The following is a 16,606-nucleotide window of genomic DNA, read 5'->3' on the forward strand; positions in this document are numbered from 1 at the left end:
GGCCGCCGGGCCACTGCCGGTCGCAGCACAAGTCGGACACCCAGGGGCGCTGCGCCTGCGCCCCCTGGGTCTGGCTCCAGCGATCAAGCGCTTAGCCGATGCGCTGGCCGCGTGAGCGCATGCGCCAGGCGCCGATGACTGCGGTCAAGAGCGTCAGCAGTACGACGCTCCATTGCTGCAGGCTGGGGACGGATTTGACGCCGGCAGGCACTTCGGCGGCCGTCGTGGTGACGGTGGCGCTGGCCGTGCAGGGCTGTGCGGTGCCGCCGGTGCATTGGGCGGCAGGCTCGGCACTGCGCAGGCTAGCCTGGTTGGTCAGGCTGCTGCTGCCCGGCGCCGTGGCTGCAACCTGGGCTTGGAGCACATAGGTCAAGCTGGCGCCTACCGGCAGGCTGGCAATGGTCTCATTGAGCGGGCCGCTGCCCGCTGCAGCTGGGCAGGCCACGCCGCTGGCCGTGCAGGTCCAGGCGCCCAGCACCACGTTGGCAGGGGCTGGGTCGGCCAGCACTGCTTGGGTGATGGCTACCGGGCCGGCATTGCTGGCGGTGATGGTGTAGACCAGGCTGTCACCGGGCCGCACCGCGTTGGTGGCATTGACGGTCTTGCTCAGGCCCAGGATGGGCAGATCGGAGGCCGCCACGGTGCTCTGCGCCTGGCAGGGTGCAGCGGTCGGCGCGCTGGCAGGGGCGCACTGGGCTGTTGGCTCGCCCACCGCCAAGGAGGCGGTATTGACCAGGCTGGCGGGGGGCTGCGCGCTGACGGTGGTGCTCAGCTGGATCACCACACTGTCACCGGCGGCGAGTGAGGCGACAGTCACATCCACTGCGCCGGTGCCGCTGGCGGGCACGCAGGGCGCAGCGCCGCTGTTGCTACAGGTCCAGCTGGCATTTTCCAGGCCGGCAGGCAAGGGGTCGGTGATATGGGCCTGGGTGACGGGCACCTGGCCGGCGTTGTGCGCGGTGATGGTGTAGTTCATCGGCTGGCCGGCATAGACCGTGCCGGTCGCCTGTGCCGTCTTGCTCAGTTGCAGCAAGGGGTTGGGCCACAGATCGACCGTCACCGAGGCATTGCAGGGCTTGGCCTGGGTCTGGGCCGTGGCCGGGTTGTAGCACAGCCATTCGGCATTGCTGGCCGCCACGCTGGCGGTGTTGCTGACCTGGTCCATGCGGGTGGCGATGCTGTCCACTGTGGCGACCACGGTGTAGACCAGGCTGGCATTGGCGCGCATGCTGGCGATGGTCTGGCTCAGCACCCCGCCCGCGGCGAGGCTGCCACTGGCTTGAGGGCAGACTGCGAGACTGCCGACGGGCGACTGGCAGCTCCAGGTGGCTGAGGCAAAGCCGGCGGGCAAGCTGTCTGACAGGGCAACGCCCGTCAGCTCGGCCGCGCCTTCGTTCTTGACGGTCACCGTGTAGGTGGCGGTTTGCCCGGCATAGAGCGGGCCGGTCGCGTCCACGGTCTTGGTCACGCTGAGCAGCGGGCTGGTGGCCACCGATGCCGATGCGCTGCAAGGCGTGGGAAAGCCATCGCGGGCAGCGCAGCTGAGGGTGCTGGTGGCAGGCGGCTCGATGGTGGCCGTGTTGGTGATGACCGTGGCACCTGCGGGCAGCGGGTTGCTGAAGCGCGTATTGACGCGGAACACCAGGGCGCTGCCAGCGGGCAGGGTTGGCAAGACGCTATCGAGCGGAAAGCCGCCCGTGGCGGGCACCGGGCAGACGGCTGCGCTGCCGGCGGGGCGGCTGCAGCTCCAGGTGCTGCCGGCCGTTTGCAGGCCATCGGGCAGGGTATCACGCAGGCGCGTGCCGCTGGCGTCGCGCGTGCTGGCATTGGTGACCGTGATGTTGTAGAACACGGGGGCGTTGGCGCTGGCCAGACCGGTGTAGGCACTGCCATCGTTGTTGACCGCTTGCTTGGCCACCGACAGCGGCGGCGAGCACGAGGCCGTGCCACTCGACTGCACCAGCAGGCCCGAGGGGTCGCCCTGGTTGCCGACGACGACATAGATCGTATTGGCGCCGGTTCTAAAACCATGGTTGAGCACCACCGGTACATTGCCGCCGGCACCAAAGCCGCCAACGCCTAAACTGCTGCCGTTGTTGGTGTAATCAAATACTGCATCATTGACCAGAATGCGCTTGACCTGGTTATCCACATACAGGCTCAGGCTCAGATTGAAACTGTCGGGGTCAACGGACGGGTCCAGGCTGAATTGGTATTGGTAGACGTAATAGCTTCTGCCGTATTGCACGCCGATCCATTGGGCATTGCCAAACGGCGACTGCACCCAGGCGCCATTGCCGGCGCCGGGGCGGTCTACCGGGCCTTGGGCATAGCTCAAGGCGGCAGCGGCGGCCGGCGTGGTGATATCGCCCAAGGCTGAGGCAATGGACCAATGCGCATCGAGGCTGCCCAGCGCCAGCTTGGGGCTGTTGATGCTGTAGCCATTGCTGCCGTCAATGCCGGTATTGAAGATGGCCGGGTCCGTGCTGCATGAAATAACAGGCGCAGTTTGGGCCTGGCCCACCAGGGGATGCAGAAGTGCTGCCACCGCACATCCCAGGCCCACATAATGGGCCATCGCTATTCTGAAGCCTTTCATTGCATTCCTTTGTAAATAAGTTTATTCAATCCTGTTATGCATGGTAGTAGGATGAACAAGCGGCAGGAATGCGGCAATGTCAAACATCTTCAGGCTGGAGATTGTTTGACAATCTTTACGAATGCGGGCGATGCAGTTGATGCAGTGCAATGCTTGAGGTGCATCAAGGCAGCTGGTGGCTAAAGGGGGTGATGCGGGGGAGGCCGGTCGGTGCAGGGCGCTCGCCGCAGACCGTCGCACAAGGGTCTCAGACCTTTGTGAAAAAAGAATCATTATCAATTATGATCTTGCGGTTGTTTGTGTTTCCTCAACGGCCCCGCCCATGCCACAGCACCCGCTCCATCCTGAGGTGGAGACTATTTTTCGCCAGCACCACGCATGGCTGCGTGGGCGCCTGATGCTGCGCGCATCCAGCCACAGCGAGGCGGAAGATGTGGCATCGGAGACCTTTTTGCAGTTGACCGAAAAGGGCACTTCTACAGAAGGCGAGCAGCTGGATATCCGGCACCCGCGCGCTTTTTTGTCGACGGTGGCCAAACGCATCCTCATCAAGCTCTGGCAGCGCCAGGATCTGGAGGTGGCCTACCAGGACACGCTGCGCCATATGCCCGAGGCGGTGGCGCTGTCGCCTGAGACGCATGCCATGCTGGTCGAAGCCATCTGCCAGATCGACCGGGCGCTGGCCGCGCTGCCGCTGCCGGTCAAGACGGTGTTTCTGCTGTCGCGGCTGGAAGGCATGCGCTACCCGCAGATTGCAGCGCACATGGGCATCTCGCAGGCCACCGTCGAGCGCCATATGCGGCGCGCGCTGCTGCAGTGCCTCAGCTGCGCGCCATGAGTGGTGCATCCCTGCCCAGCGCCGCGTTGCGCGCCGCCGTGGATTGGCTGGTGCGCCATGAGGCGGAAACGATGAGCGCGGCCGACCACCAGGCTTTTGCGCACTGGCTGCAGCAGGATGCGCAGCACCAGGCGGCCTGGGCGCGCGTGGGCTCGGCGCTGGCCGAGCCGCTGACGGCGGTGCGCAGCCTGCAGGCCCATACCGACGGCCTGCATGCCCAGGCCGCCATGCAGGCGCTGTTCCAGACCCGCCGCCGCCGCGTGCTGCGCGGCGCGTTAGCGCTGGGCGGTATCGGTGTGGCCACCGCGCTGGTCGCAGACCGGCTGACGCCGCTGGGCCAGTTGATGGCCGATTGGCACACCGGCACCGGCGAGCGGCGCGAGTTCACGCTGGCTGATGGCACCACCGTGCTGCTCGATGCCCGCTCTGCGGTGGATGTGCGCGATGCCGCGGGCAGGCCCGCGCTGCAGCTGCGCGCCGGGGCCTTGATCGCCACACGGCGCTATGCCGGAGCCGCTCCATTGCAGATCCAGACCCGCGATGGGATGGCGCTCTTCGACGCCGGCCGCATGATGGCCCGGGTACATGCGGAGCGCACGGACATGGTGGCGCTGGAGCAGCGCCTGACGCTGCAGCCCCGCGAGGCGGCGCAGACCTTGCTGCATGCAGGGCAAGGCGCGCGCTTCAGCGCCCGGCAGCTCCAGCCCCTGGCGGGCAACGCGGTGCAGCGCGCGGCATGGCAGCAAGGCATGCTCGCCGTCGATGACTGGCCGCTGGCCGATGTGGCCCAGGCGCTGCAGGCCTATTTTTCTGGCTATATCCGCGTGGCCCCTTCGGTGGCGGATCTGCGTGTGTTTGGCATCTTCAGGCTGGAGGTGGAGGAGCTGCTGGGCACGCTGGGCCAGATGCTGCCGCTGCAGATCCAGCGTTGGGGGCCGTTGATCACGATTGGCGCGCAAGGTGGGCGCTGAAGGCAAAACCCCCTCTGTTGCGCGACCACATGCGCGCGACCCTATGCAAATAGATGAGGGGTTTTTCGGTTTCGGCGCACTGGTTAAGTAGTACCCAACGAAAAGGAACTTCTGCCGTGACCACTTCCCGCCTCCAGCGCCGCCATGCCGGTGCTCCATCGACCGTGCGCAGCTGTGCTGAACGCTCGCCCCTCCATGTGCTGGCCTTGGCTGCCTTGCTGACCTCTGCGCTGGCCCCTGCCGCCAGCCGGGCTGCCGATGCGCCCCCAGCCGCTGCCGTGCAGCTCGACATTCCTGCGGGCAGCCTGGCCGATACCCTGACCCGCATTGGCCAGCAGACCGGGCGCAGCATCGTTGCCGACCCCGCTGTGCTGCAAGGCCAGCGCAGTGCCGCGATCCAGGGCCACTGGACGGCAGAGCAGGCGGTGCGCAAGGCGCTGGAGGGATCGGCGCTGCAGGTGCAGACCTTGAACGGTGGCGCGCTGCAGATCCGTAAGCCAACAACTCCGCAGCAACCGGTGGCAGAGGCCGCGCCCGCAGCAGCCGCTGCCACGCCTGCCGAGGCAGCGGCGGCACCTGCGTCACCTGCAGATGCCAGCCACCAGCTGCCCACCGTGGTGGTGACTGACCAGCGTTCCGACAGCTCATTGATGCAGCCCACCCGCCAGGTCACGGTGATCGAGGGTGAGGAGCTCGATGACCTGCGCGCCACCTCGGCCAATCTGAACAGCCTGCTGGCCAAGAGCGTGCCGGGCATGTCCGATTCGAGCCGCAACATGAGCGATTTCGGCATGACCTTGCGCGGCCGAAATGTGTTGGTGCTGGTCGATGGCATTCCGCTCAATACCAACCGCGACACGGCGCGCAATCTGGTCAATGTGGAGATGAGCCGCATCGAGCGGGTGGAGGTGCTGCGCGGCAGCAATGCGATCTACGGCAGTGGTGCAACAGGTGGCGTGATCTCGGTCACCACCCGCCCGGTCGGCGGCCAGCCGGTGGCGCGCACGACGCTGGGTTTTGACAGCGCGCTCTCGCGCCTGAGCGGCGACGGCCTGGGCGGCCAGGTGCAGCACTACCTGTCGGGCGCGGGTGAGGTGGTCGACTATGAGGTCGATATCTCGGCCCGCCGCATGGGTGGCGCTTTTGATGGACATGGCGACCGCATTGCGCCCGATGCCAGCCAGGGCGATCTGTTCGATTCAAACACCTACAGCCTGGGCGGCAAGATCGGCTTTCGCATCGATGGCAACCAGCGCATCCAGCTGGCGGCCAGCCAATTGCGTGCGCACCAGAAGACCGACTACGCCAACGACCCCAGCGTCAACCAGGCGCCGCTGGGTTCGTTGGCGGCCCGCGCGATCCGGGGCCTGAAGCTGGCCGAGCAGAACCAGGTCGAGAACAGCCTGCTGAGCGCCAGTTACGAACACAAAGACCTGGGCGGCAGCCTGCTGAGCGCGATGGTCTACGGCCGTGACAATTTCGTGCGCTTTGCGCCCTTTGATGCGCGCAGCAACAGCAACCGGGGCAACTTTGTCGACCAGGTGATGCAGAACAACAAGGTGTTTGGCGGGCGCCTGACCATCACCACGCCGATTGGCGACGACAAGCGCACCAAGCTGGTCTGGGGCGCAGACTACATCCAGGAGCGCAGCAATATGCCGCTGGACACCTTTGATGCCGCCACCTACGACGCGAGCGGCGGCCTGGTTTTCCAGCCCACCGGGCAGCGCATCTACATGCCCTGGGTCACCGTCAAAAGCGCGGGCGCCTTTGGCCAGCTGCAGCACAGGTTCAACGACCAGTGGTCGGCCGAAGGCGGCTTGCGCTATGAGAAATCGCAGGCCAGCTTTGCAGATTTTCAGCCGCTGTCGCAGTCGCGCCTGCCCAACCCGGCCACCGTGGCCGGTGGCAAGGTCTCGTATGACGCGGTGCTCTACAACCTGGGCCTGGCCTTCAAGCCATGGAAGGACCATGAGTTCTACACCTCGTTCAGCCAGGGCTTTGACCTGCCCGATGTGGGCCTGCAGCTGCGCAATGCCGGTGCCAAGTTCGACATCAATGCGTCCGATCTGGAGCCGGTCAAGACCGACAACTATGAAATCGGCTGGCGCGGCACGTTCGGCAACACCATGGCGACCCTGGCGCTGTTCCAGTCACGCTCGGACCTGGGCGCTGTCCAATCTTTCAACAACGGCCTGCACCTGACCCGCACGCGCGAGCGCATCCGCGGCGTGGAGCTGACCACCGACCACTATGCCGATCACTGGTCCACCGGAGGCACCATCACCTGGATGCAGGGGCGCGAGACGCCGCCCGGCGCCAGCAGCGACCAGCCGATGACGGGCTACCGCATCCCGCCGCTCAAGATCACGGGCTATCTGCAGTACAACCCCAGCAGCCGCTGGAGCCTGCGCAGCCAGTTCAACTGGTTTGGCGCACGCGACTACCGCCTGGCCGATGGCAAGACCCAGTTTGCCCGCGCGGATGTGAAAAGCTACTACAGCGTCGATGTCGTCGGCCGCTACCAGTTCGACAACAAGAACCAGGTCACTGTCGGTGTGCAGAACCTGTTCAACCGCTACTACCTGCCGCTTTACAGCCAGCTGATGCGCAGCGGCAAGAACGACAGCCGCCTGCCAGCGGCGGGGGCGACCTTGACGGCGAGCTATACGCATAACTGGTGATCTTGGGGCGTGGCAGAAGCCGCCAACGAAAAAGCACCCTCGGTGGGGTGCTTTTGCTGTTCTGGCGGAAGCTCAGGGATTCGAACCCTGGAACCCTTTCGGGTTGCCGGTTTTCAAGACCGGTGCAATCGACCACTCTGCCAAACTTCCTGGAGGCTGCTGGGCGGAGTGGTCGCCTCGCAGCATCAGGGATTGTATGCGAATTCCGGCCCGCCGCCTCAGTGGCGGGCGGGCTCCGGGTCGTCCTTGAGGCGGCTGTGGGCCAGCGCGCCAGCGGCTTCCAGGATCGGGTAGGCGACCGAGCACAGCAGCGAGTTGATGCGCTTGAGGTCGCTGATCAGGTCGATGTGCAGCGAGCTGGTCTCGATGCTGGGGACGGTGTTGTGCGACAGGCGCTCCAGGTGCGAGGCGGAATAGGCGAGCTCCAGGTCGCGGAAGCGCGCTTTTTCTTCGAGCAGCTTTTGCGCATCGCGCACATTGCCCGAGAGGAACACGCTCATCGCCAGGCGCAGGTTGTCCAGCAGGTGGGCGTGCAGCTCGTTGATCTCTTCCATGCCCTGCTTGCTGAACTGGCGGCGCTTCTTGATCTTCTTGTTTTCGACGTCGGTCAGCACGCGCTCGATGATGTCGCCGATCTGCTCCATGTTGATCGTGAAGTTGATCACTTCGGTCCAGCGCTGGCTCTCGCGTTCGTCCAGTTCGGCGCGCGAGATCTTGGTCATGTAGTACTTGATGGCCGAGTACAGCTCATCGACCGTGTCATCGAGCTTGCGCAGGTCTTGCGACAGCTGCTGGTTGTCGGTCTGTACGACGTTGTGCAGGCCGATCAGCATGGATTCGACCACATCGGCCTGGTGCAGCGCTTCACGCGCGGCGCAGGAGATGGCCAGCGACGGGGTGGACAGGGCCGATGCGTCGAGGTGGCGTGGGCGCTGGGGGCCCTTGTTGGCTTCTTCCTTGGGCAGCAGCTTGCGCATCCAATCGCCGATCACGCCGGTAAACCAGATAAAGCCCAGGGTGTTGAGGATGTTGAAGGCCAGGTGGAACAGCACCGCCGAGCGGCCCGCATCATTGATGTAGGGCATCGCATAGGTAGACCACAGACCGACGAAGGGCGCGACGATGGCCACGCCCATGATCTTGAAGACCAGGTTGCCAATGGTGACCTGGCGCACTTCGATGCTGGATTTGGCCGTTTGCAGCACGGCCAGCACACCGCTGCCCAGGTTGGCACCCAGCACCAGGCCCAGGGCCATATCGCCGGTGATGGCGCCCGACGCGGCCATGGCCGCGATCAGCAGCACGATGGCGAGGCTCGAGTAGGCGATGACAGCCAGGATCGCGCCCAGCAGCAGCTCCATGAAGAAGTCGCTCTTGACGCTGACCAGCAGGGTGCGCACGGCCTCGGACGCAAGCAGCGGCTCGGTGGCCTCGACGATCAGGCGCAGCGCCAGCAGCATCAGGCCCAGGCCGATAAAGACGCGGCCCACCCGTCCGGGCGTGGAATCCTGCTTGGAGATGAACAGCACGACGCCCGAGAAAATCAGCAGCGGCGAGAGCCAGGACAGGTCGGTGGAGAACAGCACCGCCATCAAGGCGGTGCCCACGTCGGCGCCGCGCATGACCGACAAGGCGGCGGTGAGCGGTATCAGGCCCTGGCCGACGAAGGACGCGGTCATCAGGGAGGTGGCACTGCTGGACTGGACGAGGGCCGTGACCCCGATGCCCGAGAGCATCGCGGTAAAACGGTTGCTCATACTGCGCGCCAGCAGGTTGCGGAGGTTGGCGCCAAAGACGCGCAGCACCCCTGTGCGCACCATATGAGAGCCCCACACCAGCAGCGCAATGGCGGCAAGAAGATTGAGCAAGTGTTTCATAAGGCGAACCGGACACTATACCCCTGATAAGCGCGCTGCGCTGTAGGGCGAATGCCAATGTGTCTCTTTTTATGCAGGCCAGGCGGTGATGGGCGCCTGGCAGCGGCTGTTGCGGAGGCGGGTAGGCCCCCGATAAAAAACACCGCCGTCGCATGGCGAGGGCGGTGCCTGGGTATTGACTATAGATGCGGCGGAAAGCCTGATCAGCCCTTTTCGCCCCGGCGCATGCGCAGCAGCTCGTCCAGAATCAGCAAGAAGGCGCCCAGGCAAATGGCCGAATCGGCCAGGTTGAAGGCTGGGAAATGGCTGCCCATCCAGTGGAAGTCCAGCATGTCAACCACATAGCCGTGGCGCATGCGGTCGACCACATTGCCGATGGCTCCGCCCATGATGCAACTGAGCGCCAGGCAAAACAGGGCCTTGTGGCTGTGGCGGTAGAGCTGCCAGACGATGACGGCCGTCACCACCACCCCAATGCCGGTGAACAGCCAGCGCTGCCAGCCGCCGGCGCTGGCCAGGAACGAGAAGGCCGCGCCAGGGTTGTGCGCCCGCACGATGTTGAAAAAGCCAGTGATCGTGGTGTAGTCGCCCAGCTGGTAGTGGGCCAGGATCCATTCCTTGCTCCACTGGTCCAGCCAGAAAATCACCGCAGCAATCACCAGCCACAGCACAAACCGGCCTTTGCCGGCGCTGCCCACAGCAGGGGTGGCGGCGGCGTTCATCAGGCCATCAGGCGGGTTTCACCCGCGCCATGGAGGTTGCTGTCGCAGCGGCCGCACAGGGTGGGGTGGGCCGGGTTCTGGCCCACATCGTCGCGGTAGTGCCAGCAGCGCTCGCACTTGGCCTTGTCCGATGGGTTGACGGCCACGCTCAGCGCATCACCGGCGGCCACCGTGGCGGCCGACGTGATCAGCACAAACTTCAGGTCGTCGGCCAGGGTCTGCAGCAGCGCCAGGTCTTCGGGCTGGGCGCTGATGGCCACTTCGGCCTGCAGCGATGCGCCCACCTTGCCATCGGCACGCAGGGTTTCGATGTCCTTGTTGACCACATCGCGGATCTCGCGGATGCGCGCCCACTTGGCCAGCAGGGCTTCGTCGCCGGCGGGCAGGTCGCAGAAGGTCTCCAGGAAGATGGTCTCGCTGCTGCCGACGATTTTCCAGGCCTCTTCGGCGGTGAAGGACAGGAAGGGCGCCATCCAGCGCAGCATGGCCTGGGTGATCTGGTGCAGCGCGGTCTGGGCCGAGCGGCGCGCCAGGCTGCCTTCGGCGCTGGTGTAGAGGCGGTCCTTGAGGACATCCAGGTAGAAGCCGCCCAGATCCTCGGAGCAGAACAGCTGCAGCTTGGCCACCACCGGGTGGAACTCATAGACCTTGTAGTGTGCCAGCAGCTCGGCCTGGAACTGCGCCGAGCGGGCCAGCGCCCAGCGATCGATCTCCAGCATGTCCTCGTAGGCCACCGCATCCTTGGCGGCGTCGAAGTCGCTGATGTTGGCCATCAGGAAGCGCAAGGTGTTGCGGATGCGGCGGTAGGCATCGACCACGCGGGCGAGGATCTTGTCGTCTATACCCAGGTCACCCGAGTAGTCGGTCGAGGCCACCCACAGGCGGATGATCTCGGCGCCCATCTTGTTGCTCACATCCTGCGGTGCCACGGTGTTGCCGACCGACTTGGACATCTTCTTGCCCTGGCCGTCAACAGTGAAACCGTGGGTGAGCAGGCCCTTGTAAGGCGCGCGGCCAAAGATGGCCGAGGCCAGCAGCAAGGAGCTGTGGAACCAGCCGCGGTGCTGGTCATGGCCTTCCAGGTACAGGTCGGCCTCGGGGCCGCTGTCATGGTGGTGCTCGGCGTGGGTGCCGCGCAGCACATGCCAGAAGGTCGAGCCCGAGTCGAACCAGACTTCGAGGATGTCGGTGCTCTTGGTGTAGAGCTTGGCTTCGTCGGCGCCCAGGATCTCTTCACCGGTCACGCGGCTCCAGGCCTCGATGCCGCCCTTGGCAACGATTTCGACGGCCTGGTCGAGGATCTCCATCGTGCGCGGGTGCAGCGCGCCGGTGTCCACATGCAGGAAGAAGGGGATGGGCACACCCCAGCTGCGCTGGCGCGAGATGCACCAGTCGGGGCGCCCGGCGATCATCGCGCGCAGGCGTTCCTGGCCGTTTTCCGGGTAGAAGCTGGTGTGCTCGATGGCGTCCAGCGCGATCTGGCGCAAGGTCTGTGCGGGCTTTTGGGCCGGGTCGGTGAACACGCCTTCGCCTTCGTCCATGCGGATGAACCACTGGGCGGCGGCGCGGTAGATCACCGGCGTCTTGTGGCGCCAGCAATGCGGGTAGCTGTGGGTGATGGTCTTGGTGTCCATCAGGCGGCCGGCAACCTTGAGCGCGTCCAGGATGACGGGCACAGCCTTCCAGATGTGCTGGCCACCGAACAGCGGCAGCTCGGGCTCATAGACACCATTGCCCTGCACTGGGTTGAGGATGTCCTTGTAGTCCATGCCGTTGTTCACGCAGGAGTTGAAGTCATCCAGGCCGTAGGCGGGCGCCGAGTGCACGATACCGGTACCGTCGTCGGCCGTGGCATAGTCGGCCAGGTAGACGGGCGAGATGCGGTCATAGCCCTTGTCCACATGGGCCAGCGGGTGCTTGAAGGGCATGTGGTCCAGCATCTTGCCGGGGGCCGATGCGATCACCTGGCCTTCGATGCCCCAGCGCTCCATGCACTTGTCGACCAGCGCGCTGGCCAGGATCAGCAGGCCGCGCTCGGTATCGACCAGGCTGTATTCCAGATCGGGGTTGACGTTCAGGGCCTGGTTGGCCGGGATGGTCCAGGCCGTGGTCGTCCAGATGACGATGAAGGCCTCCTTGTCCAGCTTGGCCAGGCCAAAGGCGGCTGCCAGCCGGGCCGGGTCGGCCGCCGGGAACATCACATCCAGCGTCTGGCTTTGCTTGTCGGCGTATTCGATCTCGAACTCGGCCAGCGACGAGGCGCAGTCAAAGCACCAGTAGACGGGCTTGAGGCCCCGGTAGACAAAGCCCCGCTCCATGACCTTCTTGAGTGCGCGCAGCTCGCCCGCCTCATTGGCATAGTTCATGGTCTTGTAGGGGTGGTCCCAGTCGCCCAGCACGCCCAGGCGCTTGAAATCCGCCATCTGCTGGCCGATCTGCTCGGTCGCAAACGCGCGGCTCTTGGCCTGCATCTCGTCACGGGGCAGATTGCGGCCATGGAGCTTTTCGATCGCGTTCTCGATCGGCAGGCCGTGGCAGTCCCAGCCTGGCGCGTACAGCGCGTCATAGCCTTCCAGTTGGCGGCTCTTGACGATCATGTCCTTCAGGATCTTGTTGACGGCGTGGCCGATGTGGATCTTGCCGTTGGCGTAGGGCGGGCCGTCGTGCAGGATGAACTTGGGCGCACCGCTGCGCGCATCCCGCAGGCGCTTGTAGATGCCTTGGTCCTCCCAGTCCTTGACCCAGCCGGGCTCGCGCTTGGGCAGATCGCCGCGCATCGGAAACGGGGTGTCGGGCATGTTCAAGGTGGCGCGGTACGCAGAGGCCTTTTCTGCGGGGGACGATTTGTCGGACATAAATACCTTCAAAGCAAAACATGGTCCTGATCCGGGCGGGGTGATCATGCCGGTCAGTGGAAAAATGTATAGCGCAGAAGCGTTGTCTGACGTGCACGTGGTGCAGGCGAGTGCGGACTTCTGCGCGGCACGGCGCAGTCAAGTCAGCGTCAAATTCGGTCGCGCGTGGTCTGGCGACGGGTTTCGGCGTGGCTCGCCGTATGGAAGAAGGCACGGGCATCCGCGCAGTCCTTGGCAATCCCTGTGGTCAGGGCGTCCAGACTGTCGTATTTAAGCTCGTCGTGCAGTTTGTGTAGAAGTTCCACTCGGATGATTTTACCGTATGCCCCGTCTCCACCCAGTTCCGCGGGCCATTGCAGGCAATGCGTCTCCAGCAGCACGCGGCCGCCGTTGACATCGTTGGGGTCTAGCGAGGGGCGCACGCCCAGGTTGGCGACGCCGGGCAGCGGCTGGGCCGACAGGCCGTGCACCAGCACCACAAAGATACCGCTGGCAGCGGGTTTCCAATGGTCAAAGCGCAGGTTCAAGGTGCGAAAACCGTCGCCCGCGCCCGCGCGGCTTTCGGCTAGTTGCCGGCCCAGCTTGCGGCCGTGCACCACATGGCCCGATATCGCATAGGGGTAGCCCAGCAGCTTGGCCGCCGCCGTCATCTCGCCCTGGCCCAGCGCCTGGCGCACTGCCGTGCTGGACACGCGCAGGCCATCGGACTCGTAGCTGTTCATGCGCGCCACATCAAAGCCCTGTTTGCGGCCGGCCTCGACCAGCATCGCGTAGTCGCCCGCGCGCTGGTGGCCAAAGCGGAAATCATCGCCCACCAGCAGGTAGCCGGTGCCCAGCCCCTTGAGCAGCACATCGCCGATAAAGGCCTGCGGGGCCTGCGCAGCCAGCCGCGCATTGAAGGGCAGCACAATCGCCTGGTCAATGCCGCATTGGGCGAGCTGGTCGAGCTTATCGCGCAAGGTGGAGATGCGGGCGGGCGCCAGGTCGGGCTTGTTCAGCACTTGGGCAAAGTAGTCGCGCGGGTGGGGCTCGAAGGTGAGCGCGCAGCTGGCCAGACCCCGGCGCTGCGCTTCGCTGCGCAGCAGCGCCAGCATGGCCTGGTGGCCCCGGTGCACCCCATCAAAATTGCCAATGGTCAGGGCGCAGTGCCGGGTGACCTCGGGGTGGTCAAGTCCTCTGAAGATTTTCATCTTTGCTTTGTTTTTTGTAGCGGCTTGCGCTTTCGAGCCGCGCGCTGGTGTGCAATTTCACAATAAAAGTGTATATTGACCATTATGACTTGGTGCCCGGGTCTGCGTGCAGCATGTGCGTGGGTCGCGGCATTTTTCGTGGCCAGGCGCCGCGCGGGTCAACGGTATTTCGGTTCAATTCCCAATGCGCAGGAGGCCCATTGTGAAGGTGTTGAAGTTATCGGCAAGTGGCGTTCCGCAATCCTGGATCACGTTGCAGGAGGCGGTGACGCACTACGCAGCAGGTGATGTGCGCTGGGAGGCGGGCTCGAGTGTGGCCTGCTTCCGCGGCGGGCATAACGCCATCACCGGCCTGCAGTCACGCATCGAGGTGGCCAGCATCATCGGCACCCGTGGCAAGCCTGGTATCGACCCCTTTGCGATGCGCATGACGCTCACCAACAGCAAGCTGTTTGGCCGTGACCGCCATATCTGCGCTTACTGCGGCGAGCATTTTGACGAAGAACACCTGACCCGTGAACACGTCATTCCGGTGTCCCAAAAGGGGCCCGATACCTGGATGAATGTGGTGACGGCCTGCGCCTCCTGCAACCACCACAAGGCCGGCCGCACGCCCGAGCAGGCGCATATGCCGCTGCTCTATGCGCCCTACACCCCCAGCCTCTGGGAAGACTTCATCCTGCGCAACCGCCGCATCCTGACCGACCAGATGGAGTTCTTGATGGCCCATGTGCCCAAGAGCTCACGTCTGACGGCTTGAGTGCTGTCTTCGCCACCCCCAGCAAAAAGGCCTTGCCGCAAGACAAGGCCTTTTCCTTTGGCGGACTCTCAGAGCGGTGGGCTATCAGGCCTCCTTGGGCTTGTAGGCGGTGACCACAAAGCCATCGACGGCCTGGCCCGCTTCCATGCGCAGCTCCACATCGCGCGTGTCGACACGGTCAAAGCCGGCAGCCTTGGCCAGGCGCACGGTGCTGCTCAAGGTGTGGGTGTAACGGCCAAAGGGCTGCAGCTGGCTGTCCGGGCCGGTGACATCACCGTGCTCACACGAAAAGATCAGCACGCCGCCGGGGGTCAGCACGCGGTAGGCATCGGCCAGGGTTTGCTGCAGGTCGCCGACATAGATCAGCACATCCAGCGCGGTGATGGCCTCGAAGGTGTTGGCCGGGGTGGCCGCCAGCGCTTCGAGCAGGTTGACCTGGTGGAACTTGTAGTAGACCTTGTGCTTGGCCGCTTGCTCGAGCATCTTGGCCGACATGTCCACACCCAGGATGTAGCCGTCGATCGCGCCCAGCGTCGCACCCAGCAGGCCGGTGCCGCAGCCCAGGTCCAGCAGGTTGAAGCGGCGGTCCGGGAAGATCTGCAACAGCTGGTCGGCCACCTGCTTGGGCAGGCTATAGGCCAGATGGCGCACCATATGCATGTCATAGACCGAGGCCATGCCATCGAACATGTGGGTGGTCAGCTCGACCGGCACATGCGCGGGCACCTGGCCCTGGGCCAACTGGTGGTAGTACTGGTAGATCTTGTCATCGGGCTGCAGCGCCAGCAGTGCCGTGGTATCGGGCAGGGCGTCCTGCATGGTGCCACGCGCTTGCAGCATCTGCACCCGGCCGATACGGGCCAGGTGGTCTTTCGGATCTTCGTCGATCAGCGGGCCAAACACGGCCAGCGCATCGTCGTACTGGCGCACGGTGCCCAGGTCAACCGCCAGATGGCGGCGCAAGGTGCGGTCACCAGGAATCAGCTGCAGTGCGCGTCGCAGGTGGCGGATGGCCATCTCGGTATTGCCAATGCGGTGTGCAATGTCGACGACGCCGGCAATCACCTGGGCATTGTTGGGCTCCAGCGCAATGACCTTCTCTGCCGCTGCCATGGCCTCGTGCTCGCGGTTATGGCGTGCATACAGCAGCGCTTGCTCCAGCAGGCCAGGCGCCCAGTCGGGAGCCAAGGTCACACTGCGCTGCATTGCATCAAAGGCACCTTGGAGGTTGCCCGATTTCTCTGCCATCAAACTGGCGAGCACAAAAAGGCGTGCATCGCGTGGCGCACGCTGGCGTGCGTCGTTAAGGGTTTGGGCTGCACCCGTGAGGTTGCCCACAGAAATCTGGTGGCGGGCGGTTTCGAGGAATTTGCGAATCGGATCGACAGGTGCTTTTGCGCTCATGGAGTAACTGCGGGCGAGCCCGTAAACGTGGCTGTGAATTCAGTAAAGCCTTTGATTATCCGCCATTTGAGGCCGCGGCGTGTTTCGGGACGTTCGCCGCCCTGCGATAATGCCGCCTCCATGAAAAACATCGTCATCCTGATCTCCGGCAGCGGCTCCAATATGGCAGCCATCGTGCGAACCGCGCAGCAAGAGCGCTGGCAGGAGACCCTGGGGGCGAGGGTGGCGGCGGTGGTCAGCAACAAGGCGCAGGCCGGCGGCCTGCAGTTTGCCCAGCAGCAGGGCATTGCCACTGCCGTGGTAGACCACCAGGCCTATGACAGCCGCGAGAGCTTTGACGCAGCGCTGATGCAGTGCATCGATGCCCATGCCCCTTCGCTGGTGGTACTGGCCGGTTTCATGCGCATTCTGACCCCCGGTTTTGTTGCGCATTACAGCGGCCGGCTCATCAACATCCACCCCTCGCTGCTACCAGCCTTTGCCGGGCTGCACACCCACCAGCGCGCGATCGATGCGGGTTGCAAGTTTGCCGGCTGCTCGGTGCACCAGGTGACCGCCGATCTGGATGCCGGCCCCATCCTGGAGCAGGGCCTGGTGCCCGTGCTGCCGGGCGACACGGCCGAGCTGCTGGCCGCGCGCGTGCTGGTGCAAGAGCACCAGATCTACCCCAAGGCGGTGCGCGCGCTGTTGCAGGCGCGCTGAGCGC

General features: G+C 64.7%; 11 protein-coding genes and 1 tRNA gene. 5 read left to right on the forward strand and 7 right to left on the reverse strand.

Features of this window, described 5'->3' with window-relative positions:
• Positions 1-91 precede the first annotated feature (91 nt).
• Complete coding sequence (locus tag ACPEE1_RS06095; RefSeq protein ID WP_260720226.1) at positions 92-2,599, reverse strand: IPTL-CTERM sorting domain-containing protein; 2,508 nt, start codon at positions 2,597-2,599, stop codon at positions 92-94.
• Between the two features lie 322 nt (positions 2,600-2,921).
• Between ACPEE1_RS06095 and ACPEE1_RS06100 the strand changes: the two genes are divergently transcribed.
• From ACPEE1_RS06100 to ACPEE1_RS06110, 3 genes are all read left to right on the forward strand, one after another.
• On the forward strand, positions 2,922-3,437 hold the full coding sequence (locus ACPEE1_RS06100) for a sigma-70 family RNA polymerase sigma factor (RefSeq protein WP_116927011.1): 516 nt from the start codon (positions 2,922-2,924) through the stop codon (positions 3,435-3,437).
• Entirely contained in the window at positions 3,434-4,408 is a 975-nt protein-coding gene (locus tag ACPEE1_RS06105; protein WP_182343390.1) for a FecR domain-containing protein, read from the forward strand. Before ACPEE1_RS06100 ends, ACPEE1_RS06105 begins: the two co-directional genes overlap by 4 nt.
• 116 nt (positions 4,409-4,524) lie before the next feature.
• Positions 4,525-7,092: a TonB-dependent siderophore receptor gene (locus ACPEE1_RS06110; RefSeq protein WP_423935555.1), complete on the forward strand. Its 2,568-nt coding sequence runs from the start codon at positions 4,525-4,527 to the stop codon at positions 7,090-7,092.
• A 62-nt stretch (positions 7,093-7,154) separates the two neighbouring features.
• Here ACPEE1_RS06110 and ACPEE1_RS06115 read toward each other — a convergent pair.
• From ACPEE1_RS06115 to ACPEE1_RS06135, 5 genes are all read right to left on the reverse strand, one after another.
• Positions 7,155-7,242 (reverse strand) — tRNA-Ser (locus ACPEE1_RS06115).
• Between the two features lie 68 nt (positions 7,243-7,310).
• Positions 7,311-8,969 carry a Na/Pi cotransporter family protein gene (locus ACPEE1_RS06120; protein ID WP_116927008.1) on the reverse strand — a complete coding sequence of 553 codons (1,659 nt, stop codon included), beginning with the start codon at positions 8,967-8,969 and terminating at the stop codon, positions 7,311-7,313.
• Positions 8,970-9,172: 203 nt separating this feature from the next.
• Complete coding sequence (lspA, locus tag ACPEE1_RS06125; RefSeq protein ID WP_116927007.1) at positions 9,173-9,691, reverse strand: signal peptidase II; 519 nt, start codon at positions 9,689-9,691, stop codon at positions 9,173-9,175.
• Positions 9,691-12,546: an isoleucine--tRNA ligase gene (ileS, locus tag ACPEE1_RS06130; protein WP_182343287.1), complete on the reverse strand. Its 2,856-nt coding sequence runs from the start codon at positions 12,544-12,546 to the stop codon at positions 9,691-9,693. Before ileS ends, lspA begins: the two co-directional genes overlap by 1 nt.
• Before the next feature lie 149 nt (positions 12,547-12,695).
• Positions 12,696-13,736: a bifunctional riboflavin kinase/FAD synthetase gene (locus tag ACPEE1_RS06135; protein WP_116927005.1), complete on the reverse strand. Its 1,041-nt coding sequence runs from the start codon at positions 13,734-13,736 to the stop codon at positions 12,696-12,698.
• A gap of 202 nt (positions 13,737-13,938) precedes the next feature.
• On the opposite strand from ACPEE1_RS06135, the gene ACPEE1_RS06140 reads away from it, so the two are divergent.
• A complete protein-coding gene (locus tag ACPEE1_RS06140; RefSeq protein ID WP_027010515.1) occupies positions 13,939-14,496 on the forward strand; it encodes an HNH endonuclease in 558 nt (185 codons plus the stop codon).
• 84 nt (positions 14,497-14,580) lie between these two features.
• Here ACPEE1_RS06140 and ACPEE1_RS06145 read toward each other — a convergent pair whose 3' ends face one another.
• Positions 14,581-15,900, reverse strand: a complete 1,320-nt coding sequence (locus tag ACPEE1_RS06145; protein ID WP_116927004.1) for a methyltransferase — start codon at positions 15,898-15,900, stop codon at positions 14,581-14,583.
• A gap of 120 nt (positions 15,901-16,020) precedes the next feature.
• Between ACPEE1_RS06145 and purN the strand changes: the two genes are divergently transcribed.
• Positions 16,021-16,602, forward strand: a complete 582-nt coding sequence (gene purN / locus ACPEE1_RS06150; protein WP_116927003.1) for a phosphoribosylglycinamide formyltransferase — start codon at positions 16,021-16,023, stop codon at positions 16,600-16,602.
• Positions 16,603-16,606 lie beyond the last annotated feature (4 nt).

The sequence above is a fragment of the Comamonas sp. 23 genome, assembly GCF_049601575.1.
Lineage (GTDB): Bacteria > Pseudomonadota > Gammaproteobacteria > Burkholderiales > Burkholderiaceae_C > Comamonas > Comamonas squillarum.

Excerpts from the sequence above, each read along its gene's own strand:
- ACPEE1_RS06095 (WP_260720226.1), bottom strand. The coding sequence starts at position 2,599 with ATGAAAGGCTTCAGAATAGCGATGGCCCATTATGTGGGCCTGGGATGT.
- ACPEE1_RS06100 (WP_116927011.1), top strand. The coding sequence starts at position 2,922 with ATGCCACAGCACCCGCTCCATCCTGAGGTGGAGACTATTTTTCGCCAG.
- ACPEE1_RS06105 (WP_182343390.1), top strand. The coding sequence starts at position 3,434 with ATGAGTGGTGCATCCCTGCCCAGCGCCGCGTTGCGCGCCGCCGTGGAT.
- ACPEE1_RS06120 (WP_116927008.1), bottom strand. The coding sequence starts at position 8,969 with ATGAAACACTTGCTCAATCTTCTTGCCGCCATTGCGCTGCTGGTGTGG.
- lspA (WP_116927007.1), bottom strand. The coding sequence starts at position 9,691 with ATGAACGCCGCCGCCACCCCTGCTGTGGGCAGCGCCGGCAAAGGCCGG.
- ileS (WP_182343287.1), bottom strand. The coding sequence starts at position 12,546 with ATGTCCGACAAATCGTCCCCCGCAGAAAAGGCCTCTGCGTACCGCGCC.
- ACPEE1_RS06135 (WP_116927005.1), bottom strand. The coding sequence starts at position 13,736 with ATGAAAATCTTCAGAGGACTTGACCACCCCGAGGTCACCCGGCACTGC.
- ACPEE1_RS06145 (WP_116927004.1), bottom strand. The coding sequence starts at position 15,900 with ATGAGCGCAAAAGCACCTGTCGATCCGATTCGCAAATTCCTCGAAACC.
- purN (WP_116927003.1), top strand. The coding sequence starts at position 16,021 with ATGAAAAACATCGTCATCCTGATCTCCGGCAGCGGCTCCAATATGGCA.